Source organism: Streptomyces diversicolor, assembly GCF_057537855.1.
The window spans coordinates 14,526-40,181 of the sequence record NZ_BAAJXA010000010.1; the positions used below are offsets into that span (position 1 = coordinate 14,526).

Below are 25,656 nucleotides of genomic sequence, written 5' to 3' on the forward strand. Positions count from 1 at the left end.
CGGCGGACGGCCGGGCGATGACCGTACGGCAAGCGGCCGGGCGCTGACCATCCGGCGCGTGGCCAGGCGGTGACGGTCCGGCGGACGGCCGGGCGATGACCGTCCAGCACACAGCCGGGGGTGTCGGTCCTGCACACGGCCGGGCGCCGTGCGGGTGTTGGAGGCCGCGGGGGGCGAGGCGGCCGGGGCTGCGCGTTCGCGGCCGGGTCGCCGGTCGGCGGCCGTGCTCCCGACGCACCCACGCCCGGCGGCGGCCACCCCGGATCCACCCGCGAACGCCGGGCACGCGCGGTCTGCGCACCATCGGAGACACCCTCAAAGCGAGGCGGCCTTGCACGAACGGCGAAACCACGCGGGCTGCACACCACCGGGGGGGCGCCCTCAAAGCGAGGGGCCCTTGCGACGAAGGCCGGACCACACGGGCTGCGCATCGCCGGGGGCGCTCTCAGGGCGCGGGGTTCTTGCGCGGACGGCGGGACCGCGCGGCGGCGGGACCGGCGGCGCGTTCGGGCCCCCGGGAGGGGTGTGCCGGGCGGGGCAGCAGGGCGATGGCCACGGCCGGTACGGCGGCCAGCGCCAGCCAGGGCACGGCCGGCGGGAGCGGACTGTCGAGGAGGGTGCCGGTGGCCGCGCTGCCGGCCAGCACGATCAGCCCCGACAGCGAGGACAGCGCCCCCGTGTAGAGGCCGAGCCTGCCGTCCTCGGCGAGGTCGGGCACCCAGGCGCGGGCGACGGGCGCGATGAGCATCTGACCGAGGGTGAGCAGCACGACGAGGACCACGGCGGGCAGCAGTCCCGCGGTGCCGGTCGGGGCCGCGGGGCGCACCGCCGCGACGGCCGCGAAACCGGCGGCGACCAGCAGCAGCCCGGCCGCCATGGACCGGCGGGGGGTGAGCCGCCGGCCCGCCCAGCGGGTCACGGGCAGTTGGACGGCCACGACCAGCAGCGAGGACAGCGCGAACAGCCAGGCCAGCGGGGCCTGCGAGCCGGTGGCACGGGCCACCTCGGCGGGCAGCGCGAGATAGAGCTGGTTGTAGGCGAGCAGATAGGCGCCGTAGGCGCAGCACAGCGCGAGGAAACGGCGGTTGCGCAGCAGGCCCCGCGCGCCGCCGGCCACCGGCCGACGGTCCCGGCCGGGGATGTGCTGCGGCAGCAGCCGGGCGTGCCCGGCGAGGACGAGGACGAAGATTCCGGCGCCGGTCAGGCACACCGTGCGGAAGTCGGCGGTCAGCAGCAGCGCGCCGAGCAGCGGCCCGAGGAACGCCCCCGCCTGCCCGGCGACCGTGAACAGGGCGAGGACGCGGGTGCGCGGCCCGCCGCCCGACTCCTCCCGCACCACCGCCTGCCGGGCCACCTCGGACTCCACGGCGGGTGAGAACAGGGCCGCGGCGAACCCGATGAGCAGCACGGCGCAGATCACCGCCCAGGTCCGTTCGGCGTGGCCGAGCCAGACGAATCCGGCGATCCGCAGGGCGCAGCCGGTGAGGACGACGGGCCGGATGCCGTACCGGTCGGCGAGCGCCCCGCCCACCACGAAGAGCCCCTGCTGGCTGAAGGTGCGCAGGCCGAGGACGAGACCGACCAGCCAGCCGGCCATGCCCATCGCCTGCCCGAGGTGTTCGGCGAGGAACGGCAGGACGGCGAAGAAGCCGATGTTGAAGGCGAGTTGGGTGAGGATCAGCAGGCGCAGCAGCGGAGTGAGGGGCGCGCCCCCGGTCCGCGGGCCGGCGGCGTGTGCGGTCATCGGGCGGTCGCCTCGGCCGCGGGCAGGGACGGTTGTGCGCCGCGGGACCTCGGGCGCGGCCGGCGCAGCCCGCCCGCGGCGGTCACCGCCAGCGCGCCGAGCAGGGCGAGGAGCGCGGCGGGTGCGAGGACGGCCCAGGGCGCGCGTTCCGCGTACGGCTGGTTCTCGGCGAGGAGCCGTCCCCATTCCGGGGAGGGCGGCTGGGCGCCGAGGCCGAGGAAGCCGAGGGAGGCCAGGGCGAGGGCGACGCCGGGCAGCCGGAGCAGGGCGTGCCGGACGACGGGCGGGAGCACCGCGGGCAGCAGTTCATGGCGCAGCAGGTGGCCGCCACTCGCGCCGAGGGCGCGGGTGGCCGTGATGTGCAGGGTGGCGCGTTCCTGCCGCAGCAGCGCGGCGGTGTGCGCGGCGAGCGGGGCCCAGGCGACCGCCGTCACGGCGAGTGCGGGTGTGCCGGGGCCGCCGCCCGCCACCGCGGTGACCAGGAGCGCGGCGAGGACGGCCGGTACGGCGTTGACGGTGTCGACGAGCGGCGTGGACAGCCGGGGCAGCAGTCCGAGCAGCACCCCGGCGAGGAGTGCGGCGGCGCTGACGGCGAGGGCCGGCAGCAGGGTGTCGAGGGCGCCGTGGGCGACCCGCGCGAGCAGGTCGCGGCCGAGCGCGTCGGTGCCCAACGGATGCCGTGCGGACGGGGGTTCGAGCCGTGCGCCGGTGTCGACGGCGAGCGGGTCGCGGGGCAGGCCGAGGGCGACGGTGCCGAGGAGCGCCGCGCCGAGCACGAGGGGCAGGGTGCGGTGGGTGGGCGGGGCGGGCCGGTGCAGGCTGAGCAGGGCGCCGTCGCGCAGGGCGGGGCCGGTCAGCAGCCGGGCCGCGAGGCGGGCGCCGCCCGAGGCGGCGGCGCCGAGCAGCAGCAGGGCGAGGGCGCCGGCCTGGAGGACCGGCAGGTCCTGGGCGAGGGCCGCCTGGAGGGTGGTGCGGCCGAGGCCGGGTATGTCGAAGACCTGCTCGACGGCGACGGCGCCTCCGGTGAGACCGACGACGAACAGCGCGGCGTTCGGCAGCAGTTGGGGCACGCAGCGGCGCAGCGCGTGACGGGCGATGCGCCGGCCGGGCAGTCCGCGGGCGGCGGCGGCCCGCGCCCAGGGTTCGCCGAAGGCGCCGGGCAGCAGGTCGTCCAGGAGCCGGCCGAGCACGGCCCCGGCGGGCAGTCCCAGGGCGAGCGCGGGCAGCACCGTCCAGCGGGGCCCGTACCAGCCGAGGGCGGGCAGCCAGCCGAGGTGGACGCCGACGACGGTGGCGAGCACGGAGGCGGTGAGGAATTCGGGGAGCGCGGCGAGCACGGCGGAGCCGGTGCCGGCGGGCCGCCGCCGCCCGCCCCGGGCCGCCGTCCACAGCGTGCGGGCGCACACCGCGGCGGCGGTGCAGACGGCGACCAGGCCGGCGACCGCCATCAGCAGCAGGGAGGCGCCGAGCGCCCGCAGGACGTCCGGGGCGACGTCGGCGCCGGAGATCCAGGACCGCCCGGCGTCGCCGCGGGCAAGACCGGCCAGCCACCGTCCGAGCAGCGGCAGCGGCCCGTCGTCGAGGCCGAGTCCGGCCCGGATGTCGGCCAGCACCTCGGGTGTCGGTTCCCGGTCCTGGGCGCGGGCCTTGAGGACGGTGCGCGCCGGGTCGGTGTGCGACAGCCAGGGCAGCAGGCCGATCCCGCACACCAGGGCGAGGGCGAGGCCGGCCCGCCACAGCATGGTCCTCATGGGTCAGCGCCGGGTGCCGGTGCCGACGAGGGTGCGCTCGTACGGGTCGAGGAGCACGCCCTTGACCGAGGTGCCGACGCCGGTGATGACGCGCTGGTGGACGAGGGGTACGACGGCGTCGGTGCCGAGGATGCGGGCCTCGGCGGCGAGGGCGGCGGCCTGCCGCTGCGCGGCGTCGGCCGTGGCCTCGGCCGCGGCGACCGCCCGGTCGACGTTTTTGTCGCACAGCCGCGCCAGGTTGTAGCCGCCGTCGCAGCCGTAGTCACTGGCGAGGACGGCGACGGGGTCGCCGGTGTCGACGAGGCTGTTACGGGCGAGGACGAGCGCGTCGAACTTCCCGGCGAGCGCGTCGCCCTCCAGGCGCGCGTACTCCCGCACCACCAGGCGGACCCGGAACCCGGCCCGCTCCAGTTGCTGCTTGAGCACTTGGGCGACCTCGGGGAGTTCGGGCCGGTTGTCGTAGGTGGCGAGGGTCACGGCGGCGCCGTGCGGCGCCTTCGGGCGGGAGCGGCCGACGGGTTCGAGGTGTCTGCCGTCGGCCCAGGTCACGGCGGGCCCGTACAGGCCGGCGCCGGGGTCGGCGTGGGACTCGTAGACGTCTTCGGCCAGGCCCTGGGTGTCGACGGCCGCGCGGGCGGCGGCACGCAGCGCGGGGTCCTCGAACGGGCCGGACGAGCTGTTGAGGAGCAGGCTGGTGGTCCGGGTGGTGGCGGTCTCGCGCCGGGCCCCCGCATCGAGGGTGGCGGCCTGGGCGACGGGGATCGCCTCGGCGACGTCGACCTCGCCGGTGCGCAGGGCGTTGGCCCGTGCGGTGCCGTCGGCGATGAACCGGACGTCGACGCCGGCCGCCTGGGCCCGGCCGCCCCAGTAGTCGTCGAACCGGCCGAGGGTGGCGGCGGTGGCGCCGCTGACCTCGGTGAGCGTGAAGGGGCCGGTGCCGGTGCCGACGGGGTCGGCGTCGCCGCTCGGCCCGTACGCCCGCTGGGACAGGACGGCGAGGCTCGGGCTGGACAGCCGCAGCGGCAGGATCGGGTCGGGCCGGCCGGTGGTGATGCGCACGTTCCGGTCGCCCTCGGCCGTCGCGGTCAGCGTGACGCCGGACAGGGCGGCGGGCGCGGGCCTGGCCTTGGCGGCGTGGGTGAGGGCGGTGACGACGGCGGCCGGGGTGACGTCGCCGCCGTCGTGGAAGGCGGCCTCGCGCAGGGTGAACACCCAGGCGCGGTCGCCGTCGCGCCGCCAGGACCGGGCGAGCGCGGGCGCCGCGGCGCCGTTGCCGTCCAGCGCGGTCAGTCCCTCGGTGACGCCGAGCCGGCTGAGGATGGTGGCGTCGGCGCCGTACGGGGAGAGCCGTTCGGCGGGCGGGAAGGCGAGGGCGACCCGGAGCCGCCGGCCGTCCTGGGCGTCGCCGCCCGGCGTGTCACCGTCGGAGGCGAAGCAGCCGGCCAGCAGCGGGGCGAGGAGCAGGGCGCAGACCGTCCGGGTACGGCGCGGGAGGCGGGGCAGTCGGGGCCGCACGGTTCACCGCCCCATCGGTATCTCGAAGTGCACGATGCCCTGTCCGCCGCCGGCGTCGGCGCGCTCGTCGTGCACGACCGTGCCGAGGGACCGCCAGAACGCCTCGGCGCCGGGCACGGCCGGGTCGGTGTGCAGATACACGGACCGGTAGCCGCCGTCCGCCGCGGCGAACGCCAGCAGCTCGGTCACCAGCCGTCGGGCGAGGCCGCGCCTGCGGTACTCGGGCCGCACATACACCCGGCGCAGCTGGGCGGTCCGCCCGGACGGGTAACGCCGGGCCAGCCGCAGCGGATTGGGCGGATGCGCGGGCCCGCGGGAGTCGAGCGCGGCGGTCGCCACGACCTCCCCGCGGGCCGCATCCACGGCGACGAGCAGCGCGTGCCGCTCGGGCAGGACGTAGGCGCTCAGCGGATCGACGATGTCCTCGTGCCACCGTGGCACGTACCCGGTGCCGAAGTCCCGGTAGACGGTGTCGAGCATGACACCGCGCACACCACCGATGTCCTCGGGCCCCGCACTCCTGATGATGATCTCACGCACTTGCACATCATATGCATTAAGTTGCGGTGGTGATCACCTCGCCCTCGCCTCGCTCCCCGGCTCCGGCTCAGGCGGCGTGGGGGGTCTGGCTCCGGTGGCGGCAGATGATGTCCGCGTAGCGGTGTCCGGTGCCCTTGATGGTGCGCGCCTGGGTGCGGTAGTCCACGTGGACCAGGCCGAAACGCTTGTCGTAGCCGTAGGCCCACTCGAAGTTGTCGAGCAGCGACCAGGCGAAGTAGCCGGCCAGCGGGGCGCCCCTGCCGGCCGCTGAGGCGCAGGCCGCGAGGTGTCCGAGCAGATAGTCCTGGCGCTCGGGGTCGTCGACGCCGCCGTCGGCGCGTACCACGTCCGGGTAGGCGCAGCCGTTCTCGGTGACGTAGATCCTGCGGGCCCCGTACTCATGGGTGAGCCGCAGCAGCAGCGTCTCGATGCCGCTCGCGTCGATCTCCCAGTCCATGCCGGTGCGCGGGACGCCGGGGCGGCGCACCTCGCGGGCGCGGGGCGCGGGACCGGCCGGGTCGTCGGCCACGTGCGCCGGGAAGTAGTAGTTGAGGCCGAGCCAGTCCAGCGGCGCGGCGATCGTCTCCGGGTCTCCCGGGCGCTCGGGCAGTGCCACGCCGTACACCTCGCGCATGTCGGCCGGGAAGCCGCGGCCGTGGACCGGGTCGAGCCACCAGCGGTTGACGTGCCCGTCGTGCCGTCGGGCGGCGGCCTCGTCCTCGGGGCGGTCACTGGCCGGGTGCACGGTGGAGAGGTTGTTGACGATGCCGACCTCGGCGCCGGGCGCGGCGGCCCTCAGTGCCTGTGTGGCGAGCCCGTGGCCGAGGAGCAGGTGGTAGGAGGCGCGGACCGCTGCGGTCAGGTCGGTCAGGCCGGGGGCCATCGTGCCCTCCAGATGGCCGATCCAGGCCGAGCAGGAGGGCTCGTTGAGGGTGGCCCAGTGCCGCACACGGTCGCCGAGCCGGGCGGCCACGGCCTCGGCGTACACCGCGAAGTGCTCGGCGGTGTCCCGTTCGGGCCAGCCGCCGCGGTCCTGGAGGACCTGCGGCAGGTCCCAGTGGTAGAGGGTGACGCAGGGGGTGATGCCGGCCGCCAGCAGGGCGTCGACCAGGTGGTCGTAGAAGTCGAGGCCCCGCGGGTTGACCGGGCCGTCGCCGCCGGGCAGCACTCGCGGCCAGGCCACGGACAGCCGGTAGGCGTTGGTGCCGAGCCGGCGCATCAGGTCGATGTCCTCGCGCCAGCGGTGGTAGTGGTCGCAGGCGATGTCGCCGTGGTCGCCGCCGTGGGTCCTGCCGGGGGTGTGCGCGAAGGTGTCCCAGATCGACGGGGAGCGGCCGTCCTCGGCGACGGCTCCCTCGATCTGGTACGCCGATGTGGCCGTGCCCCACAGGAAGTCGTGCGGAAGCGCGGCGAGGTCGATGCGGTCGGACACGGAAGTCCCTTCACGAGGGGCCGGGGCGGCGGCCTGACGGTGCGTCACTTGACGGCTCCCGCGGTCAGCCCGGCGACGAGATAGCGCTGCAGCAGGAGGAAACCGGCCACGACGGGCACGCTGACGACGAGCGAGGCGGCCATGATCTGGTTCCAGTAGACGTCGTTGAGCGTGGAGTAGCCCTGCAGGCCGACGGCGAGGGTGCGGGTGGTCTCGTTGGTCATCACCGAGGCGAACAGCACCTCGCCCCAGGCGGTCATGAACGCGTAGACGGCGACCGCGACGATGCCGGGGATCGCGGCCGGAACCACGACCCGGAACAGCGCGCCGAGCGGTCCGCAGCCGTCCACCAGCGCGGCCTCGTCGAGATCGCGCGGCACCGAGTCGAAGTACCCGATGAGCATCCAGATGGAGAACGGCAGCGAGAAGGTGAGGTAGGTCAGGATCAGCCCGCCGCGCGAGCCGAACAGGGCGATGCCGGTGGCGTTGCCGATGTTGACGTAGATGAGGAACAGCGGCAGCAGGAACAGGATGCCGGGGAACATCTGCGTCGACAGCACGGTCACCGTGAACACCCGCTTGCCGCGGAAGGAGTAGCGGCTGGCCGCGTACGCGGCGAACACCGCGACCACCACCGAGCAGACGGTGGCCGCGCCCGCCACGATCAGCGAGTTCACGAAGTACTTGGCGAGCGGCACCGTCGACCAGATGTCGATGTACGGGCGGATCGTCAGCCCGCTGGGCAGCCAGCGGAACGTGCCGGTGACATCGGCGAGCGGCTTCAGCGAGCTGGAGAGCATGACGTACACCGGCACCAGGACGAAACCGGTGAGCAGGGTGAGGAAGATCCGCCGGGACCACAGGAAGGAACGCGGCGGGGCCATCGGCGATCTGGGGTCAGACATCGGCGGCCCTCCGTCCGCGCGAGGTGAGCAGCAGATACCCGCCCGTCACGACGAGCAGGAACAGGAGCAGCAGGACCGACATCGCCGAGCCGGTGCCGAAGTTCCAGGTGACGAACGACGCCTGGTAGATGTGCACGGAGATGAGGTCCGCGGCCTCGGGCGCGGCCTTGCCGAACAGCACATAGGGCGTGTTGAAGTCGTTGAACGTCCACAGGAACAGCACCAGGACCAAGACCTGGTTGACCGGGCGCAGCGACGGCAGGGTGATGCGCCGGATCTGCTGCCGCATCCCGGCGCCGTCCAGCGCGGCGGCCTCGTACAGCTCCCTGGGGATGTTCTGGAGCCCGGCCATGACGATGAGGAAGGCGAACGGCCAGCCCTTCCACACGGACACCGTCAGCAGGGCCCAGAAGCTGTTGTCGCCGATCAGCCAGAAGGACGGCTTGTCGGTGAGGTGCAACTGGTCGTGCAGGACGTGGTTCACCAGCCCGTTGTCGTGCTGGAACATGAACACCCAGGTGATGACGGCGGCGTACACGGGCAGCGCGTACGGCACGAGGAACAGGGCGCGCAGCAGGCCCCGGCCGCGGAAGGTGTCCTGCATACAGACCGCGGCGGCCGTGCCGATCAGCCAGCACAGGCCGACCGACAGCAGGGTGAAACCGACGGTGACCGCGAAGGAGTGCAGCAGGGCCTCGCCGACCGGGGCGTCGAAGTCCACCGACATCCGGTAGTTGTCGAGTCCGGACCAGGGGGCGGCGCCCCAGTCGCGGATGAAGAACTGGGTCAGCTCCTTGAAGCTCATCACGATGCCGATGGCCATCGGCACCAGATGGACGAGGAGTTCGAGCAGCAGGGCGGGCAGAAGCAGCAGGTACGGCAGTGCGGTGCGGCGGATCCGCCCGGTGCGTCGCGGGCCGCGCGCCGCACCGGGGGAGCCCGCGCGCACGGTCCGGGCGCCGGTCTGCGTCGGGACGGTGGCGGTCATCGTGCTCACTTCGCCGGCATCTGCTGCTGGGCCTTTTCGAGCTTGGCCCGCACCGAGTCGGTGGTGACCGCGCGGCCCGCCGCGGCGTCGGCGAACAGTTCCTTGACGGCCGTGCCGACCGCCGTCTCGAACTGCGACTCGGAGGCGACCTGGGGCAGCGCGGCGGCGCTCTTGGCGAGGGTGTCCTTCAGCACGGCGTTCGCCGGGGCGCTGAAGGCGGGGTCCGCCTGCGCGTCCTTGACCGGCGGGATGGAGGAGTAGGCCGTGTTGAGGATCTTCTGTTCCTCGTCGCTGGTCATGAACTTCACGAACTCGGTGGCGCCGTCGAGGTTATGGGTGTTCTTGAACACGGCGATGTTGATGCCGGCGACCATCGAGTTGATCTGGGTGCCGGTGCCGGGGGCGCCGGACCGCACGGGCACCGGGGCGATGCCGTAGCTGTCCTCGCTCATGCCCTGGGACTTGAGGTTGGCGGCGGCCGACTGCCACAGCAGCATCGCCTGCTTGCCCTTGGCGAAGTCGCTGACCGACTGGTTCTGCGCGTACTCGGCGTCGCCGGTCGGGATGACCTTGTCCTTGGCCATCAGGTCGACGTACTGCTTGACCGCGGCGACCACGTTGTCGGCGGTGAAGTCGGGCTTGCCGTCGGCGGTGAAGAAGTCGGCGCCGTGCTGCTTGGCGAAGACGAAGACGTGGTGGATGTTCTCGGAGACGTTCGCGCCCTCGGCGCCGAGCACCGACTTGCCCTTCGCCTTGATCTTCTCGCCGTCGGCGACCAGTTCGTCCCAGGTGGCCGGGGGCTTGTCGATGCCGGCCGCGGCGAAGATCTCCTTGTTGTAGTAGAGCGCGTAGGCCATCGAGTACAGCGGCACCGCGGCCGGGTCCTGGCCGTCGGCCCCGGTGGAGCCGAGCGCCGAGTCGACGAAGCGGTCCTTGCCGCCGATCTTGTCGAGGTTCTTCGCGTCCCAGGGCAGCAGGGCGCCGGTGGCCTGCAGCGACGCGCTCCAGGTGTTGCCGATGTTCAGCACGTCGGGGCCCTGCCCTGAGGTGGTCGCCGTGAGGATCCGGTTGAGCAGGTCCGACCAGGGAACGACCTCCAGCTTCACCTTGATCCCGGTCTGCTGCTCGAACTTGTCGAGTTCGGGCTTGAGGACCTTCTTGTCGACCGCGATGCTCGCGCCCTGGTTGGAGGCCCAGTAGGTGAGGGTCTTCGGCGAGTCGTCGGACCCGCCGCTCGACGATCCGCCTCCGCAGGCCGTGGCGGCAAGGGCGACGGACATGGTGACGGCGCCTACGGCCGCGGCTCGGATGCTGCGCATGGCTCCTGGTGTCCCTTTCCGGGAGTCGAGGGCCGAAAGGACGGTCTGCGGGAGGCGACACCCCGTTTCGCCTCACGAACCCCCTCATGGCTTAATTTAGGACGTGAGTTAAACCCCGCCGGAAACGGCCGTCAAGGCATCCGGCACAGGTATCTGACCGGGCGGCCGTCCGGCCGGGGGCACGGGGCTGCCGTACGGCGGATGAGCTGCGACGAAAGAACGGACGGCCCCTCTGCAACGGTTGTGTCTCGACGACCGGCCCCCTTGGCCGCCCGCCGAACTCCCCCGCACCGAGGGACGGTTGCCACCACACCGGTACGACGCCGACATGCCCCGGCCCGCCCGCGGCACCGCCGGAGCACTGCCAGGCCCGGCGGATCAACTCCCTGAATGGGGCCTGCACTTCACCACGCCCACCCCCGCGCACACCGGACTCGCCTGCGCCAAGAAACCGTTGGCGCCGTACCGCCAGGGCGTCGGCGGGACCACCGAGCACACCCACGACGCCACCGCTCGCCGGCGCACCGCCAGAGCACCGGCCCGGTCGCGACACCGCTGGAGGGCTGCCAGCCCCGACAGGTCAACTCGCCGAGCAGGCCGCGCACTCCCGGGTCACCGCCGACGCTCGCCGAACGCCCCTCCGCCGAGAAGACTTTGGTGGCGGCGCCCGGACCAGGCCCGCGACGGCGCCGCCGGAACGGCTGATCCGCGCGACCAGTCAACTCCCCGAGTTAAACCCGCACTTCACCACACCCCACCCCCTGCGCACGCCGAGCACGCCCGCGACGCCGCCGCTCGCAAGCGCACGGCCAAGAGCACCGTTGCCCTACCGGTCGACTCGCCGAGCAGACAACCGCTGCGCCCCGGAGGGTCATGTGGACTGCCGTATCACCAGGGTGGGGTCGAAGACGAGTGACGTCGGTTCGGTCCGGATGCCGCGTACGTGTTCGTCGAGCAGGCGGGCCATCGCCGCGGCCATGTCCTCGACGGGCTGGCGGACGGTGGTGAGCCGGGGACGGCAGGTGACGGCGACACCGGAGTCGTCGAAGCCGACCACCGCCACGTCCTCGGGGACCCGCCGGCCCCGCTCGCGCAGCAGCTGGCAGGCGCCCTGCGCCATGAGGTCGTTGGCGACGAACACACCGTCCACGTCGGGGTGTTCGGCCAGCAGGCCGGACATGGCCGCGATGCCGCTGTCCAGCGTGAAGCCGCCCTCGGCGACCGGCACGTACAAACGGCCGTGCCGGGCCAGCGTGTCACGGAAGCCGGCCAGCCGCTCCTGGCTCGCGGCCACCGCCAACGGCCCCGTGATCGTGGCGAGCTGACGGCGGCCACGGGCCAGCAGATGCTCGGCGGCGAGGCGGCCCCCGTCCCGGTGGGCGAGGTCCACATGGCTGAGCGGCACGGGCCGCGAGGGCCGGGCGAACAGCACCGCGGGCAGTCCCGCGTCGGCGAGCAGCGCGGGGAGCGGGTCGTCGGCGTGCGAGGAGACCACGAGCGCCCCGTCGGCCCGGCCCTGCCGGAGATACGTCAGCACCTCCTGCCGGGCCGGGGCCGACTCGGCGAACATCAGCACCGGGTGCATGGAGCGCGGACGCAGGAAGCCGACGACCCCGCCGACCACCCGGCCGAAGAACGGATCGGCGAACACCCGTGCGGCGAAGGCGTTCTGGGTCGCGTCCGAGGCGTCCCCGGCGCCGGACACCACCAGGGCGACGGTCTCGGCGCGCCGGGTCACCAGTGCGCGGGCGGCCCTGTTCGGTGCGTACCCCGTCCGCTCGATGGCCCGGCGGACCACCTCCTGGATCGCGGGGTCCACGTTGCGCACGCCGTTGACGACCCGGGACACGGTCGCCCGGGAGACTCCGGCCTCCCGGGCGACGTCCTCCAGCGTCGGGGTCCTGGCGCTCATGTCCGCACCCTAGCCGCACGGCGCCGCAAGGACATAGAGCGCTCTGCCGGCGCCATGCGTCCGCGGTGCGCGTCAGGTGTAGACGCCGAACTCGTACAGCGAATAGCCCCAACCGGTGCCGCGTTGCGTGCCGTCGACGCGGACGTAGCGTCCGGTGCCGGTGACGTCGAGGTCGTCGACGCCGCCGTTGCCGTCGGTCACCGTGCGCAGGGTCCGCCAGTTCTGCCCGTCGTCGGAGGTCCGGACGGTGTACGCCTTCGCGTAGGAGGTCTCCCAGACCAGTCGGACGTGCCGGAACGAGGTGCGGCCGCCGAGGTCGACCTGGATCCACTGGGGGTCGCTCCAGTCGCTGGCCCAGCGGGTGTTCGGGTCGCCGTCGACCGCGTTGCCGGGCGTGCAGGGGCAGTCGCCGTAACTCGGCTGGTAGGAGGAGGCGGTGGCCGGTCTGCGCAGGGCCACGTCGGTACCGTCCACCGGGGGCACGACGACCCGGACGGAGCGGGTCTCGACGCCGACGTTGCCGTGGCCGTCCGTCACCTTCACATAGATCTTCCAGACTCCGGGCCGGTCCGGCGCGGTGAACCGCAGCCGGCCGCCCCCGAGGTCGGCGAAGGGCAGCGAGGCGAGGTTCTTGCTCTGGTCGATGTACATGCTGTTGTCGAGGACTTCGTAGGACAGCGCGTCACCGTCCGGGTCGGTGGCGCGCACGGCGAGGGTCACGTCACGGCCCGCCGGCACCGCGCCCGGGTCGCCCTCGACGGCCAGGTCGGAGACGACCGGCGGGGTGTTGTCGCGCGAGGTGTCGGCGCCGTACGCCTTCTTCACCGCGTAGTAGGACAGCCGCTTCTGGCCGGCGGGCAGCAGGTTGAACCAGATGCCGCCGAAGTCGTGCTCGGTGCCGTAGTGGAACATGGTGGCGCCGAGCGCGACGCCCCGGTGTCCGGTGACGCAGTTCCAGGCCCGGGTGTACCCGTCGGCCTTGGCCCGGTCGGTGGGCTCCAGCGGCACGCCGTTGGTGTCGTCGGGCACCTCCCACTCGCCCGCGGGCCCGGTCTCGGTGACGATGTACGGCTTGGTGTACCCGCCCTGCTCCCACGCGGATCTGATGTCACAGACCGCGTTGTAGGCGTTGACGGCGTACAGATCGAGGTCGGGCGCGTTGCGCCGGTAGTAGGGCCAGGCGCCGACCCAGGCGTCGGTGGAGGTGACCGGGTGGTCGGCATCGACGGCGTGGATCGCCTTCGCGACGTCGTTGACGAAGGCCGTGTAGGCGTCGCGCTGTCGCTCCAGTGCGTCGCCGCCGTAGCAGTTCTGGAGTCCGAGCACCGACTCGTTGCCCACGTTCCACATGAGCACGCCGGGGTTGTCCTTGTAGGTCCGCACCCACTTCGAGAACTCGCCGAGCATCTGGTCCTTGTAGGCGGTGTCGGTGACGTAGTCGACGCAGCCGCCGCTGCCCGGGCCGCCGCCGGGCTGGAGCCAGAAGCCCGCGATGACCTTGATCCCGTGGGCGGCGGCGGAGTCGAACAGCGGCTTGCTGGTGGCGTCGGTGCCCCAGGTGCGGATGGTGTTGACGCCCATGGACCGCAGGTCCGGCAGATAGCGGTCGGCATCGGCGACGGCCGGGCCCCAGGTGAGGCCCTTGATCTGGTACGGCTGTCCGTCCACGGTCAGCTGCCAGGCGCCCTGGCCGCCGGTCACCCGGACGACGCTGCCCGCGGCGTGCGCCGGGGCGGCGGGCAGGGCGGTGAGGGCGCAGGCGGTCAGGACGCCGGCGGTGAGGGGCGCCGCGAGGCGGCGCGCGCGGGTGAGCGGGGGTGGGGTCATGGGGTCGCTCCGGTGTGCGGGGGATGCTGCGGGTGTCTCGGCAGGGGTGCCGCGGGGGCTCAGGGAAGCTCGTAGTTCTCGTCCAGTGCCGCGCCCGCCTCCGGGTGTGTCTCGTCATAGCCTCGCGCGTCGCACTGCAGTCCGCCGACGACGCAGTGGTCGACGAGCGCCCTGAGGGTGGCGTCGTCCCAGGCGTTGAAGAAGTCGTAGTGGTAGGAGTAGCCCCGTCCGCTGGCCAGCCGCACCCGGGAGAGGTCGCCGTTGACCGGGAACGCCATCTTGAACTCGATCATCGGCAGGGCGACCGGGTGGTCGGCGGGGCAGACGTTGTCGTTGGTGCCGGGCTTGACCACCGGGTAGGCCATGTGGCTCCGGTGGTCGGGCGTGTCCAGGTACCGTCCGTCCCAGCAACTCGGCGCCTGGAAGCGGATGTTGAGCTGGACGTCGGCACGGTCGGGGCAGCTCGCGGGGACGTCGGTGTTGAAGTAGCTGTCGCCGCACTCCCAGCCCTCCACGAAGCCGCGGTGGGCCCGGAACTCGTCCGCGGTCTGCAGCGGATCGCCGACGACGAACCTGAGGCCCTTCGGGAAGGGGCGGACGCTGGTGTAGTCGGTGACGCCGGCCTTGTAGTAGATGACCTGCGGGCCGGCCGGCGGCACCGGCCGGTCGCCCTGGTACAGGGTGGGCACCCAGTAGCCCGAGCGGTCGCCCGGCGCCTTGCAGGTGGTGGTGCCGGCGGCGAGCGAGGCGGTCGTGCTGCCGGCGTTCGTGGTGGTGTTGCCCAGGAACGTGTGGTCATGGGACTTGCCGGGTTGCTGCGGGTAGACGATCGGGTCGTCGGGCCTGGTGTGGCTGACCGAGCAGTTGGCCTGGAACTCGTGGAAGTAGCGGTGCGGCGGGTTCTGGGTGGATGGGGTGACACCGGTGACCGGCGGTTGCGCCGGGATGTAGCCGTCGCCGTCGGGGTCCTCGGGCGAGTACGCGGTCGACGCCGCCATGACGTGTCCCGCGTGGCCGGTGTGCTCCGCGGGGGCGTTCGCCGCCGACCGTGCGATGCCGCCGAGGCCGAGCGAGGTGAACAGTAACGCGCCCGCGATCAGCGCGCCCGAGACGGTCTTCGGTCTCCGTGCCATGGAGGGCTCCTGTACGGGAGTGGGGGTGCGTGGGGGTCCCCGAGGTACGGGGTGCAGGGGGTGTACGGGGAGAGCGTGGGGCGGTGCCCGGAGAGCGTCCGGGAGAGCGCTCTCCCATCGCTGGAGTGTTGAGGCGGGCCGCGAGGGTGTCAAGGGATCGGACACAAGGATCAGAAGGCCGCCGTTCTCACTTCTCGAAGGCGGCGAAGCCGAATTGACGGCTCATCAGCAAAATCGCGGGGAATCTCGGTCGCGGCTCTTGACGCCTCGTTCACACCAATGAAGCATCCAACCGCGAGAGAGCGCTCCCCACCCCCACTTCGTTCACTTCCTGAACCAGGAGAGCCGCGCATGCCCCCAACCTCCCCTCCCCCGGGCCGCAGAGCCGTCCTCGGCGCCGCGGCAGCGGCGGCCACCGCGGTCGCGGGCCTGCCGACCACCGCGTCGGCCACTCCGGCATCGGCCGCTCCCCCATCGACCGCTCCCCCTTCGGCCGTTCCGTCCCGCAGGCGCCCGTCCGCGCTGCCCGGCGGCGGTGACCTCGGCCCCAACGTCATCGTGTTCGACCCGTCGACACCGAACATCCAGGCCCGGCTGGACGAGGTGTTCCGGCAGCAGGAGTCGGCTCAGTTCGGCACCGGCCGCTACGCGCTGCTGTTCAAACCCGGCACCTACCACGGCCTCAACGCGCAGCTCGGCTTCTACACCTCCATCGCGGGCCTCGGCCTGTCCCCCGACGACACGACCATCAACGGTGACGTCACGGTCGACGCGGGCTGGTTCAACGGCAACGCCACGCAGAACTTCTGGCGTTCGGCGGAGAACCTGGCCCTGGTGCCGGTCAACGGCACCAACCGCTGGGCGGTCGCCCAGGCCGCGCCGTTCCGCCGCATGCATGTCCGCGGCGGACTCAACCTGGCTCCCTCCGGCTACGGTTGGGCGAGTGGCGGCTACATCGCGGACAGCCGGATCGACGGCCAGGTCGGGCCGTACTCGCAGCAGCAGTGGTACACCCGCGACAGCGCGATCGGCGGCTGGCTCAACGGCGTGTGGAACATGGTGTTCTCCGGAGTCGAGGGCGCCCCCGCGCAGACCTTCCCGAATCCGCCGTACACCACGCTGGACACCACCCCCGTCTCCCGGGAGAAGCCGTTCCTGTACCTCAGCGGTGGCGAGTACCGCGTCTTCCTGCCGGAGAAGCGGACCGGCGCCCGCGGGGTCACCTGGGGCAACGGCACCCCGCACGGCACGTCCCTGGCGCTGTCCCAGTTCTACGTCGCCAAGCCCGGCGACAGCGCGGCCACCCTCAACCAGGCGCTCGCCCAGGGCCTGCATCTGCTGCTCACCCCGGGGATCTACCACGTCGACCGGCCGATCCAGGTCGCCAACGCCGACACCGTGGTGCTCGGCCTCGGATACGCCACGATCGTGCCCGACAACGGCGTCACCGCGGTGAAGGTGGCGGACGTGGACGGGGTGCGTCTCGCGGGCTTCCTGATCGACGCCGGGCCGGTCAACTCCCCCACCCTGCTGGAGGTCGGGCCCACCGGCGCGTCCCGGGACCACTCGGCCGACCCGATCACCGTGCAGGACGTGTTCATCCGGATCGGCGGTGCCGGCGCGGGCCGGGCCACCACCAGCATGGTGATCAACAGCCGGCACACCGTCGTGGACCACACCTGGGTGTGGCGCGCCGACCACGGCACCGGTGTCGGCTGGGACACCAACCGGGCCGACTACGGCGTCGTCGTCAACGGCGACGACGTGCTCGCCACCGGCCTGTTCGTGGAGCACTTCAACAAGTACGACGTGCAGTGGTTCGGTCAGCGGGGCCGCACCGTCTTCTTCCAGAACGAGAAGGCGTACGACGCACCGAACCAGGCGGCGGTCCAGAACGGCTCGGTGAAGGGGTTCGCCGCCTACCGGGTCGGCGACAACGTCACCGCGCACGAGGGCTGGGGCCTGGGCAGCTACTGCTACTACAACGTCGATCCGACGATCGTGCAGCACCACGGCTTCGCCGCCCCGAACGTCCCGGGCATCCGGTTCCACAACCTGCTCGTGGTCTCGCTCGGCGGCAACGGCCAGTACGAGCACGTGATCAACGAGACCGGGGCGCCCACCTCGGGCACCTCGACCACGCCGTCCACGGTGGTGTCATACCCCTGACGGGGCCGACGCGTCGGCGGCACGGCGGTGAGCGACGCCGTGCCGCCGGGCGGGCCTTGAGACGGTGCCCCGGCCGGGGCGTGGCGCGCATGGGGACGGCGAAGCGGGTGTCATCGATTTACTTGCGGTCGCTTCACGAAGGCAGTGCCGTGACGTGACCGCCGTATTCGGCGAGGATTAGCGGAACTTGCCTCCCGGTCCCGTTTCGAGCACTTCCTCCTTCATTCTCCTTCATTCTCCGTCATCTTCCGTGATCACCCGCGATGCTCTCGAAACGCCCCGGTCTTCCGGGAATTCACGGTTGCCGGGCCCGCAGGACGGCTCGGGGCGGGTCACCCGCGGTGCGGTCCGACATTTTCCGGACATTCATCCGACGGGAATCGACAAACCCGCGGTGACCGCCGCGCCCATTCCCGGCCGGTACACCAGGCCACCGCCGCTGACCGGGGGAAACCGGCACAGCCGCGGCATCTGACCGAAAAGCGCGGTCAACGCCCGGGCACAATAGGCGATGTGCGCCACACCCGTACCGGCCGGGCGCGGCACGGCGCCGCGCACGCATTGCCCGGCGTTCCGCGGATTCCCGGAGCAGGAATGTGGACTTCCGGTGAAGTGCCGCTCATGGCCGAGAAACCGGTACTCGCGCAGGGAAGCCGCCTGCCGCGAAGGCCACGGACAGTGGTGTGTCCGTATGGCCGGTGGACGCCCTCCCGCCGAGCGAACCGGCCTAATCTGTTCGGCAGGCAGCCTCTGGGTGACGCGGAAGCGGACGGATTGGAATCGATTGGACACGCAGAAGACGCGGAAGACGTCGTTCGCCGTGCTGCGCCGCACGATGTTCGTCCCGGGCCCCGCACTCATCCTCATCGCCGGGACGCTCTTCTCCCGCGTCGGAGACTCCCTCGCCTCCCTCGGCATGGTGCTGGACGCGGCGCACCACGACGTCCCCGGAGGCGTGACGGAGGTGTTCCTCGCCGACCTCGTGCCCACGGTCGTCGCCGCGCCCCTCATCGGCTCCCTGGTGGACCGGCTCAGCGCCCGGGCCGTGTGTCTGTGGGCGCTGGTCGCCCAGGCGCTGGCGCTCGGCGCGGCCACCGCCGTCGATGCCTTCCATCTGCGGGTGGCGCTGATCGCCGTGGCCGGGCTGGCCGGTGTGGCGTCGGTGGCCGCCGGCTTCAAGATCCTGCCCGTGGTGGCCGGCACGGAGTCCACGGGCCGGGCCAACAGCCTGCTCACGGCAGGTCTTTCGGCCGCGGGGCTGCTCGGTCCCGCGCTGGCGGGCTTCCTGCACTCGGTATGGGGCACCTCCGTGCTGCTCGGCGCCGACGCCGTCTCGTTCCTCGTCCTGGCCTGGTGCACCGCGCTGGCCGTGCCCCGATCCGCCGACGTGACGCTCGGGCGGCGCCCCTCGGCGAAACTCTCCGACGGGTACCGGGCGTTGCGGCACGCGCCGGTCGTGGGTGCGCTGCTGCCCACCCTGGCCGCCTCGATGCTGGCCACCAGCATCGAGGTGGTCGCGGGGGTCTACTACCTGCGCGACGTCGCCGACGGCAACGACACCGTCTTCGGCCTGTTCCTGGCGACCTGGGCACTGGGCAGCATCCCCGGGGCGCTGCTCGCGGGCCGCGCGGGCTGGGCCGACCGGCACACCGCGCTGATCCTGGGCGGGGTGCTCGCCATCTCGCTGGGGCTGCTGTTCGCCGGGATCGTCCCGGTGGCCGCGATCATCTTCCCGCTGTTCCTGCTCGGCGGCTTCGGCAACGGCGCGTGCAACGTCGGGCTGCGCAACGCGGTGCACTCGCATGTGCCCGCCGAGGTGCACGGCAGCGCCTGGGCCTGCTACCAGGCGCTGTCCCGGTCCTGCATCGGCCTCGGCTATCTGCTGGGCACGCCCAACAGCCTGGTCTCCAGCCGCGGCCAGGTGATCGTCTCCGGCGCTATACCGCTGGTCTTCTCGCTCTGGGCGATGCTGGTCAGGACACGCCGCAAACACCCGGCCTTCGGCGAACTGCCCGGCTGACCGCCAACGCCCCCGCCCTGGGAACGGCCGATGCCCAACGGTCATCCCGACAGGGCGACTTGCCCCCGACGACCGAGCCCCGACGGGGGTGCGGACGCGCAGGGCCCGGCCCGGCCGACCGACAGCCGCCCGAAGACGACCGAGCCCCACCCGAGCACGGGCGCGGAGAGCCCCACCCGAGCACGGGCGCGGAGAGCCCCACCCGAGCACGGGCGCGGAGAGCCCCACCCGAGCACGGGCGCGGAGAGCCCCACCCGAGCACGGGCGCGGAGAGCCCCACCCGAGCGCGGGCGCGGAGAGCCGCACCCGTCGGCCGACAGCCGCCCGAAGACGACCGAGCCCCCACCCGAGCACAGACGCGCACAGCCCCACCCGACCGACCGACAGCCGCCTGAGGACGACCGAGCCCCGGCGACCGGCCCCTGGGGAGAGCCCATGCCTGGCGCGCGGAACACGGCAGCGACTCCCGACGGCCGGCCCTTGAGGGCGACCCATGTGCCCGACGGCCCGGACACGGCGTGTGCTGGGCCGCGAGTTGACGGGGGCTCTCGTGCGGAGGTACGCCCGGACGGACTGGGCGCAGGCCGTGTGGTCGGGCGGGGCGCGGCGGTCGAGGGTTCAGGGGAGGTGTGGGACCGTCACCGACGTGGCCACCAGGCCGCGCCGTACCGCCCAGCGCCCGTCGAAGACGCCGACCCGGCGGCCGTTCACGACCGGCCCGGGGACGAGGAGCGCCGCACGGAAGCCGCCGCGCGGGCCACCGCCGGACTCGGGGACGATCTCGATGTCGGCCTCGCCGAAGTCGAGCCACTGCCCGGTGAGCGGGAACCACGCCTTGTACACGGACTCCTTGGCGCTGAACAGGAGCCGGTCCCAGTGCACCCGGGGCCGGGCCGCGGCCAGTTCGCCCAGCCGACGCCGCTCCTGCGGCAGGGACACCGAGTCCAGGACGCCGTCGGGAAGCGGGGCGTGCGGCTCGGCGTCGATGCCGAGGGAGGCCAGGTCGGTGGCGCGGGCCAGGGCGGCGCCGCAGTAACCCTCGCAGTGGGTCATGCTGCCGACCAGGCCGGCCGGCCACCGCGGGGCGCCGCGCTCGCCGCTCACGATCGGCTGCGCGGGCACACCCAGCTTGTCCATGGCCCGCCGGGCGCAGGCGCGCACGGCGGAGAACTCGCGGCGCCGCTTGGCCACGGCCCGGGCCACAAGCGCCTCTTCCTCGGGGTAGAGCGGGGCTTCCTCGATCCCGTCGTCACCGTGCATGTCCACGGCCACGACCGACTCCGGGAGCAGCTCCTCGATCACCGGATCCGACCTCCATCGGCAGAATTCGGCGCAGTCTGCCGGGCGGGCCCGGACGCTTGCGCCACTCACGGGGATAGCCCACGGACACCTCTTCGAAACGGGTGTCGTCCAGCCAGGTGGTCCGCGGGATGTGCAGATGGCCGTAGACCATGGTCCGCACCCGGAACCTGCGGTGCCAGTCGGCGGTCAGCCGCGTGCCGCACCACATGGCGAACTCCGGGTACCACAGCACCTCCGTCGGGTGCCGGTCCAGCGGGTAGTGGTTGACGAGCACCGTCGGCAGCCCGTCCGGCAGTTCGGCGAGCCGGCGCTCCGTCTCGGCCACCCGTGCCCGGCACCACGCCTCTCGGCTCGGGTAGGGGTCCGGGTGCAGCAGGTATTCGTCGTTGCACACGATGCCCGTCTTGTGCGCGTAGGCGAGCCCTTCCTCCTTCGTGGCGCATCCGACGGGGAGGAACGAGTAGTCGTACAGCAGGAACAGCGGTGCCACGGCCACCGGGCCGCCCGGGCCCTCCCACACCGGGTACGGGTCCTCCGGGCAGGTCACGCCCAACTCCCGGCACAGCGCGACCAGATGGTCGTAGCGCGCCACTCCGCGCAGGGTGACCTCGTCCTTGGGGTGGGTCCACAGCTCGTGGTTGCCCGGGACCCACAGCACCCGGCTGAACCGGTCCGCCAGCGTCGTGAGGACCCAGCGGATGTCGGCCACCGTCTCCGCGATGTCGCCCGCGACGATCAGCCAGTCCGCGTCCGAGTCCGGGCGCAGCCCGGCCACGAGGGCCCGGTTCTCCGGATATCCCACATGCAGGTCGCTGATGGCCAGCAACCCGCCGGTCCTACCGGCCGACGACTCCACCCGTCATCCCTCCGATCACGCGAGGGCTCCACGAGACCACGCCGGACGCCCGCCGGGCAAGGCCCACCGGGCTCACCCCGGTACGCGTCGCGCCGGGACATCACCGGCAGGCCGGGGCGGCGGGGATACGGCAGCCACACGGACGTACGGCTCCCGTACGGGCTCGGCGGGCCCGACCACGGCGTTCGCCTCCGCCGCCCGCGCCGTGCGCCGAGTGTGTGTACCGCACGCGGCCGGTTCGGGGTGCCTCCGTCGGCGGCGTGCACGGCCGTCGGCACAACCGTCACGATGACCGGCGCGCTCGTCACACCGCCGCGCCGGCGGTCTCGGCGCCCCGCTCGCTCACGCCTGCGGGCCTGGCCAGGAGCGCTTATCCATTCGCGTGCGCCGCGGCCGGGGTGGCACGCTGCCGCCATGGCGTATGCGGAGGCACTGCTCATCGGCGGCCGGGCGGGAGTCGGCAAGACGACGGTGGCGTGGGAGGTGTCGGCGCTGCTGCGGACCGCCGCGGTGGCGCACGCGGTCGTCGACGGCGACTTCATGGGGCAGGTGCATCCGGCCCCGCGGGGAGACCCCGGCCGCGCGGAGATCACCGAGGCCAACCTGACCGCGGTGTGGGCGAACTTCGCCCGGCGCGGCTACCGCAGGCTCCTCTACACCAACACGCTGAGCGTGCTGCCCGATTCGGCGGGCATGTTCGAGCGGGCCCTGGGTCCCGGGGCGCGGTTCGTCCGGGTGCTCCTGACCGCATCAGACGCCACCGCCCGCGAGCGGCTGGTACGCCGGGAGCAGGGCTCCGAGCTGCACCGGGAACTGGAGCGCAGCGCCCGTAAGGCGCGCATCCTGGACGAGCGGGCCGCTGCGGGGACGGTACGGATAGCGACGGACGGCCGGACCGTCCCGGACATCGCCCATGAGGTGTTGACCGCCACGGGCTGGACCGGCTGACCCTCCGCGCGCCCCCGGAAGGCGATTGCCGCCACCTGACGCGCGCCGTGTCGCTTCGCCGCGCCGGCCTGTTCGGCGGGGTGAAGGGACGGGTGGCCAGGCGGAACGGGCGTGCGCTTGCGGCGCTCACGTGGGCTCGGGAGTCCGCGCCTGTTCCCCGGCGAGTTCGCGCTCATGGGATCTCCACGCGTATTCGAGCGCGGCGAGCATGCGTGTACGTGTGTGCTCGAAGTCGGGCTCGATCTCGACGCCCAGGTCGTGTCGCAGCGAAACCCTCAGCAAGTACACGCCGTCCGAGAGCGGACCGCTGAACCAGTCCTTCGCCCGGTCGTACGAACCGCCAGGGGCGGGACCGCTCGGCAACTGCTTCACGACCGCGTATCCGACCCCGAGCGCCCTGTTGAGGACCGAGGCCACGTCCAGGACGTCCTTCGCCAGAGCCATCTGCGCCTGGGAGTACTGCTCCGCCCAGGCTTCCTTGGCGGCGTCCAGGAGCGCCGGGTCGACGGTCTCACCGCGCTCGGCGGCGCGGACCGCGTCCCGGGCCGCGATCCGGTAGGCGCGGGCGGTGGTGTTCAGGCGGGCGTAGAGATCACGCCGGGCTTCCTGCGCCCGGTCCTGGCGCTCCTGCGCGCGGTGCCGGTCGGCACGCTCGTTCTCCTCCCGGTTGGCGCGCCGGCTGAGCACGGCCCCGCCCAGAGTTCCGCCGAGCGTCCCACCGACACTGATGAGCGCGACGGCGAGCGTGGTCACGTCCACGTGTTTCCCCACCCCGTCCCTTCCACGGCGCCTCCCCCACGGGAGGACGATAACGGGAAGCACAACTGCCCCGTACGGCGAGGAGGATTCCGTGCAGCTGCGCAACGTCACACCCGACGACGTCGACGCCTACGTCCGGATGCGGTGCGACCCGGTCATGATGGCGGAGCTCGGGGGACCGCTGCCGCGTGAACGCATGCCCGACAAGGTGCGGCGGGACGCCAGGGACGCGGCGGCCGACATCGCCTGGATCAAAATGATCATCCCTGACCCGGCTGCTCCCGATGTGGTGGCCGGCTCGGTGACCATCTGGTCCCATGACACCGACGACGGGCCTTTTTCGGAGATCGGCTGGATGGTCCTGCCCCCGTTCCAGGGCCGTGGCCTGGCCAAGCGTGCGGCCCGGACCCTTCTCGAACAGGCCCGGGACGACGGACGTTGGGGCGACGTACACGCGTTCCCGGCGACGGGCAACGGCGCCTCGAACGGCATCTGCCGATCCCTCGGCTTCCGCTTCGTCGCCGAACAGGACGTCACCTTCGCGGACCGCGTCCTACGAACCAACCACTGGCTCATCACCCCCCACACGACCCTGAAACCCACCCAGGACTAACCGATGCCCAGAGCGGTTCCGCAGGCGTCGGGTGGGGTCGGCGTCGGGCGGCTGCGGGGTGCGCTTTGCCTCGTGGGGGTGCCGTGCTCCCTGGCGACGCCGGGAATTCCGGGCGTCGTGCGGGGTCGTCGATGCCGATCTGGCCGGCCGGGAGTGTGCCCCCGGCGCCCGGGCCGCGGGCGGCGGAATGCGGGGAGCGGCGGCGTTGTCAGTGGCGGCTGAGAGGATCAGCGGTATGACACCTTTGCTTCTCGCTGACATCGAGCGAGCCGTTCGCAGCAGTTGGAGTGCCGACACGTGCACGCCCGAGTTCCGGTCGCGTTGGAGCGCGGACAACCCGGCCCGGGACCAGTGCGGTGTGACGGCCATGGTGCTCAACGACCTCTTGGGAGGGGAACTGCTCCGCGGGGAAGTCCTCGTGAACGGCGAACGCGTCGACTACCACTGGTGGAACCGCCTCGGCATGGGCGTCGAGATCGACCTCACCCGGGAGCAGTTCGGCCCGGAGGAGATCGTCACCGAGGGCACCGTCATACCGCGCCCTCCGGTCACCGAGTGGCGCAGGCTCCGCGAGGAGTACGAACTCCTGCGCGACCGTGTCCTGGAGAAGCTGGACCGGGCGCGGGCGACGGCCCCCGCTTCCGCCGCCGGTTGACGGGGTACGGCCCGGTCGGCCCGCACCCACGGCATGCCGCCCAGGCACCGGACACGGCCGGTGTCACCCCGCCACGGGTGCCTGGCCGAGGAGTGCGGCGACGGCGATGAGACCGGGGACGGAGAAGAGGGTGGACAACAGGATGGACTCACGGGCGAGTTGTTCGGCGACCCGGTACTGGGAGGCATAGGTGTAGAGGTTCTGGGCGGCGGGCAGTGCCGCGATCACGACGACGTCGAGCAGCGCGGCGCCGTGCAGGTGGAAGACCATCGTGCCGAGGCTCCAGGCCATGAGGGGCTGGGCCGTGGTCTTGAGGGCGGCGGACAGCACTATGGCGGGCCGGTTGTCCCCGCGGGCAGGCAGCCCGCTGCCGCGCAGGGAGATGCCGAAGGCCAGCAGTACGGCCGGGACGGACATGTTGCCTATGAGGGTGAGGGGTTCGAGGGCGGGCCCGGGGACGGTCCATCCGGTGGCGGCGACGGCGACGCCCGTCAGCGAGCCGATGGCCATCGGGTTGCGCAGCGGCGTGGTCAGGCGTCGCAGGAGGGGTTCCGGTTCGCCGGGACGGCTCAGGTCGAGGACCGTCAGGGCGAGCGGGGTGACGATGATCTGCTGGAAGAGGAGGACGGGAGCGACGAGTGAGGCGTCGCCGAGGACGTAGACGGCGATGGGGATGCCGAGGTTGCCGGCGTTGACGTAGCTGGAGCACAGGGCGCCGATGGTCAACTGGCCCGCGCTCCAGCCCTTCAGGAGGCCGACGACGAGGAAGAGGGCGGCGGCCGCAGCCGTGCTGATCGCGGTGATGAGCAGCCGCTCGGACAGGAGGATGGACAGGTCGGCGCCCGCGAGCGTGGTGAAGAGCAGGCAGGGCGTGGCGACATGGAAGGCGAGCCTGGTCAGGACGTGGCGGCCGTCGTCGCCCAGATATCTGCGGCGCCCGATCACATAGCCGACGCCGACGACGGCGGCGATCACCATGAAGCCGGTGAGAACTCCTCGCATGCCCTTCCTCGGTGACGTACCGGTCGAGGTGGCCCGGGTCCGGCTCGTGATGGGTGCTCACGTCGGCCGGTGCCAGGGCCTTCGCCGACATCATCTCCCGTGGTTGTCGACGGCCTTGGTCCAGCACCTCGGCGAGGACGCGGCGCGCGCCCGTGAACGGCGTGCCGCAACCTCATGGCCAGGATTCACCACATGCTCGCGATGTCGTCATCGGCACGTTTTGGTCGATCTTTGTAATCGGGTGCGCGCCCTGACCGGAAGGGGCG

20 protein-coding genes are annotated in these 25,656 nt (G+C 72.7%); 5 read left to right on the plus strand and 15 right to left on the minus strand.

The window, feature by feature from the left end:
- Positions 1 to 445: 445 nt before the first annotated feature.
- From AC27LF_RS13805 to AC27LF_RS13855, 11 genes are all read right to left on the minus strand, one after another.
- Positions 446 to 1,744: an MFS transporter gene (locus AC27LF_RS13805; RefSeq protein WP_479662289.1), complete on the minus strand. Its 1,299-nt coding sequence runs from the start codon at positions 1,742 to 1,744 to the stop codon at positions 446 to 448.
- The gene (locus AC27LF_RS13810; RefSeq protein ID WP_479664645.1) at positions 1,741 to 3,495 is read right to left on the minus strand and encodes an ABC transporter permease subunit; all 1,755 of its coding nucleotides are present in this window, start codon (positions 3,493 to 3,495) and stop codon (positions 1,741 to 1,743) included. Before AC27LF_RS13810 ends, AC27LF_RS13805 begins: the two co-directional genes overlap by 4 nt.
- Before the next feature lie 3 nt (positions 3,496 to 3,498).
- Positions 3,499 to 5,010 carry an ABC transporter substrate-binding protein gene (locus tag AC27LF_RS13815; RefSeq protein WP_479660827.1) on the minus strand — a complete coding sequence of 504 codons (1,512 nt, stop codon included), beginning with the start codon at positions 5,008 to 5,010 and terminating at the stop codon, positions 3,499 to 3,501.
- A 3-nt stretch (positions 5,011 to 5,013) separates the two neighbouring features.
- On the minus strand, positions 5,014 to 5,550 hold the full coding sequence (locus tag AC27LF_RS13820; RefSeq protein WP_479660826.1) for a GNAT family N-acetyltransferase: 537 nt from the start codon (positions 5,548 to 5,550) through the stop codon (positions 5,014 to 5,016).
- 67 nt (positions 5,551 to 5,617) lie between these two features.
- Positions 5,618 to 6,982, minus strand: a complete 1,365-nt coding sequence (locus tag AC27LF_RS13825; RefSeq protein ID WP_479664644.1) for a GH1 family beta-glucosidase — start codon at positions 6,980 to 6,982, stop codon at positions 5,618 to 5,620.
- A 44-nt stretch (positions 6,983 to 7,026) separates the two neighbouring features.
- Entirely contained in the window at positions 7,027 to 7,887 is an 861-nt protein-coding gene (locus AC27LF_RS13830; RefSeq protein WP_479660824.1) for a carbohydrate ABC transporter permease, read from the minus strand.
- Positions 7,880 to 8,875, minus strand: a complete 996-nt coding sequence (locus AC27LF_RS13835; RefSeq protein ID WP_479660823.1) for a carbohydrate ABC transporter permease — start codon at positions 8,873 to 8,875, stop codon at positions 7,880 to 7,882. Before AC27LF_RS13835 ends, AC27LF_RS13830 begins: the two co-directional genes overlap by 8 nt.
- Before the next feature lie 5 nt (positions 8,876 to 8,880).
- Entirely contained in the window at positions 8,881 to 10,194 is a 1,314-nt protein-coding gene (locus tag AC27LF_RS13840; protein ID WP_479660822.1) for an ABC transporter substrate-binding protein, read from the minus strand.
- 871 nt (positions 10,195 to 11,065) lie between these two features.
- Positions 11,066 to 12,106 carry a LacI family DNA-binding transcriptional regulator gene (locus AC27LF_RS13845; protein WP_479660821.1) on the minus strand — a complete coding sequence of 347 codons (1,041 nt, stop codon included), beginning with the start codon at positions 12,104 to 12,106 and terminating at the stop codon, positions 11,066 to 11,068.
- Between the two features lie 72 nt (positions 12,107 to 12,178).
- The gene (locus tag AC27LF_RS13850) at positions 12,179 to 13,933 is read right to left on the minus strand and encodes a discoidin domain-containing protein (RefSeq protein ID WP_479660820.1); all 1,755 of its coding nucleotides are present in this window, start codon (positions 13,931 to 13,933) and stop codon (positions 12,179 to 12,181) included.
- Positions 13,934 to 13,992: 59 nt separating this feature from the next.
- Entirely contained in the window at positions 13,993 to 15,066 is a 1,074-nt protein-coding gene (locus tag AC27LF_RS13855) for a DUF1996 domain-containing protein (RefSeq protein ID WP_479660819.1), read from the minus strand.
- Positions 15,067 to 15,417: 351 nt separating this feature from the next.
- Here AC27LF_RS13855 and AC27LF_RS13860 point away from each other — a divergent pair, with 351 nt between their 5' ends.
- Complete coding sequence (locus tag AC27LF_RS13860; protein ID WP_479660818.1) at positions 15,418 to 17,235, plus strand: coagulation factor 5/8 type domain-containing protein; 1,818 nt, start codon at positions 15,418 to 15,420, stop codon at positions 17,233 to 17,235.
- 784 nt (positions 17,236 to 18,019) lie between these two features.
- Complete coding sequence (locus AC27LF_RS13865) at positions 18,020 to 19,255, plus strand: MFS transporter (RefSeq protein ID WP_479660817.1); 1,236 nt, start codon at positions 18,020 to 18,022, stop codon at positions 19,253 to 19,255.
- A 618-nt stretch (positions 19,256 to 19,873) separates the two neighbouring features.
- On the opposite strand, the gene AC27LF_RS13870 is transcribed toward AC27LF_RS13865, so the two are convergent.
- Positions 19,874 to 20,557, minus strand: coding sequence for a 4'-phosphopantetheinyl transferase family protein (locus AC27LF_RS13870; protein ID WP_479660816.1), 684 nt, complete (start codon positions 20,555 to 20,557; stop codon positions 19,874 to 19,876).
- Positions 20,505 to 21,413, minus strand: a complete 909-nt coding sequence (locus AC27LF_RS13875; protein WP_479660815.1) for a metallophosphoesterase family protein — start codon at positions 21,411 to 21,413, stop codon at positions 20,505 to 20,507. The genes AC27LF_RS13870 and AC27LF_RS13875 overlap by 53 nt, the downstream gene beginning before the upstream one ends.
- 414 nt (positions 21,414 to 21,827) lie before the next feature.
- On the opposite strand from AC27LF_RS13875, the gene AC27LF_RS13880 reads away from it, so the two are divergent.
- Positions 21,828 to 22,361, plus strand: a complete 534-nt coding sequence (locus tag AC27LF_RS13880; protein ID WP_479660814.1) for a hypothetical protein — start codon at positions 21,828 to 21,830, stop codon at positions 22,359 to 22,361.
- 126 nt (positions 22,362 to 22,487) lie between these two features.
- Here the strand turns inward: AC27LF_RS13880 and AC27LF_RS13885 are convergent, their stop codons facing one another.
- Positions 22,488 to 23,120, minus strand: a complete 633-nt coding sequence (locus tag AC27LF_RS13885) for a hypothetical protein (protein ID WP_479660813.1) — start codon at positions 23,118 to 23,120, stop codon at positions 22,488 to 22,490.
- 91 nt (positions 23,121 to 23,211) lie between these two features.
- Between AC27LF_RS13885 and AC27LF_RS13890 the strand changes: the two genes are divergently transcribed.
- A complete protein-coding gene (locus AC27LF_RS13890) occupies positions 23,212 to 23,733 on the plus strand; it encodes a GNAT family N-acetyltransferase (protein WP_479660812.1) in 522 nt (173 codons plus the stop codon).
- A 235-nt stretch (positions 23,734 to 23,968) separates the two neighbouring features.
- Positions 23,969 to 24,388 carry a YunG family protein gene (locus tag AC27LF_RS13895; protein ID WP_479660811.1) on the plus strand — a complete coding sequence of 140 codons (420 nt, stop codon included), beginning with the start codon at positions 23,969 to 23,971 and terminating at the stop codon, positions 24,386 to 24,388.
- Between the two features lie 63 nt (positions 24,389 to 24,451).
- On the opposite strand, the gene AC27LF_RS13900 is transcribed toward AC27LF_RS13895, so the two are convergent.
- Positions 24,452 to 25,390 (minus strand): AEC family transporter, encoded by a 939-nt coding sequence (locus AC27LF_RS13900; RefSeq protein ID WP_479660810.1) that lies wholly within the window; start codon positions 25,388 to 25,390, stop codon positions 24,452 to 24,454.
- Positions 25,391 to 25,656 lie beyond the last annotated feature (266 nt).

Coding starts and splice junctions, on each gene's coding strand:
- AC27LF_RS13805 (WP_479662289.1), bottom strand. CDS start 1,744: ATGACCGCACACGCCGCCGGCCCGCGGACCGGGGGCGCGCCCCTCACT.
- AC27LF_RS13810 (WP_479664645.1), bottom strand. CDS start 3,495: ATGAGGACCATGCTGTGGCGGGCCGGCCTCGCCCTCGCCCTGGTGTGC.
- AC27LF_RS13830 (WP_479660824.1), bottom strand. CDS start 7,887: ATGTCTGACCCCAGATCGCCGATGGCCCCGCCGCGTTCCTTCCTGTGG.
- AC27LF_RS13835 (WP_479660823.1), bottom strand. CDS start 8,875: ATGACCGCCACCGTCCCGACGCAGACCGGCGCCCGGACCGTGCGCGCG.
- AC27LF_RS13840 (WP_479660822.1), bottom strand. CDS start 10,194: ATGCGCAGCATCCGAGCCGCGGCCGTAGGCGCCGTCACCATGTCCGTC.
- AC27LF_RS13845 (WP_479660821.1), bottom strand. CDS start 12,106: ATGAGCGCCAGGACCCCGACGCTGGAGGACGTCGCCCGGGAGGCCGGA.
- AC27LF_RS13850 (WP_479660820.1), bottom strand. CDS start 13,933: ATGACCCCACCCCCGCTCACCCGCGCGCGCCGCCTCGCGGCGCCCCTC.
- AC27LF_RS13855 (WP_479660819.1), bottom strand. CDS start 15,066: ATGGCACGGAGACCGAAGACCGTCTCGGGCGCGCTGATCGCGGGCGCG.
- AC27LF_RS13860 (WP_479660818.1), top strand. CDS start 15,418: ATGCCCCCAACCTCCCCTCCCCCGGGCCGCAGAGCCGTCCTCGGCGCC.
- AC27LF_RS13880 (WP_479660814.1), top strand. CDS start 21,828: ATGGCGTATGCGGAGGCACTGCTCATCGGCGGCCGGGCGGGAGTCGGC.
- AC27LF_RS13895 (WP_479660811.1), top strand. CDS start 23,969: ATGACACCTTTGCTTCTCGCTGACATCGAGCGAGCCGTTCGCAGCAGT.
- AC27LF_RS13900 (WP_479660810.1), bottom strand. CDS start 25,390: ATGCGAGGAGTTCTCACCGGCTTCATGGTGATCGCCGCCGTCGTCGGC.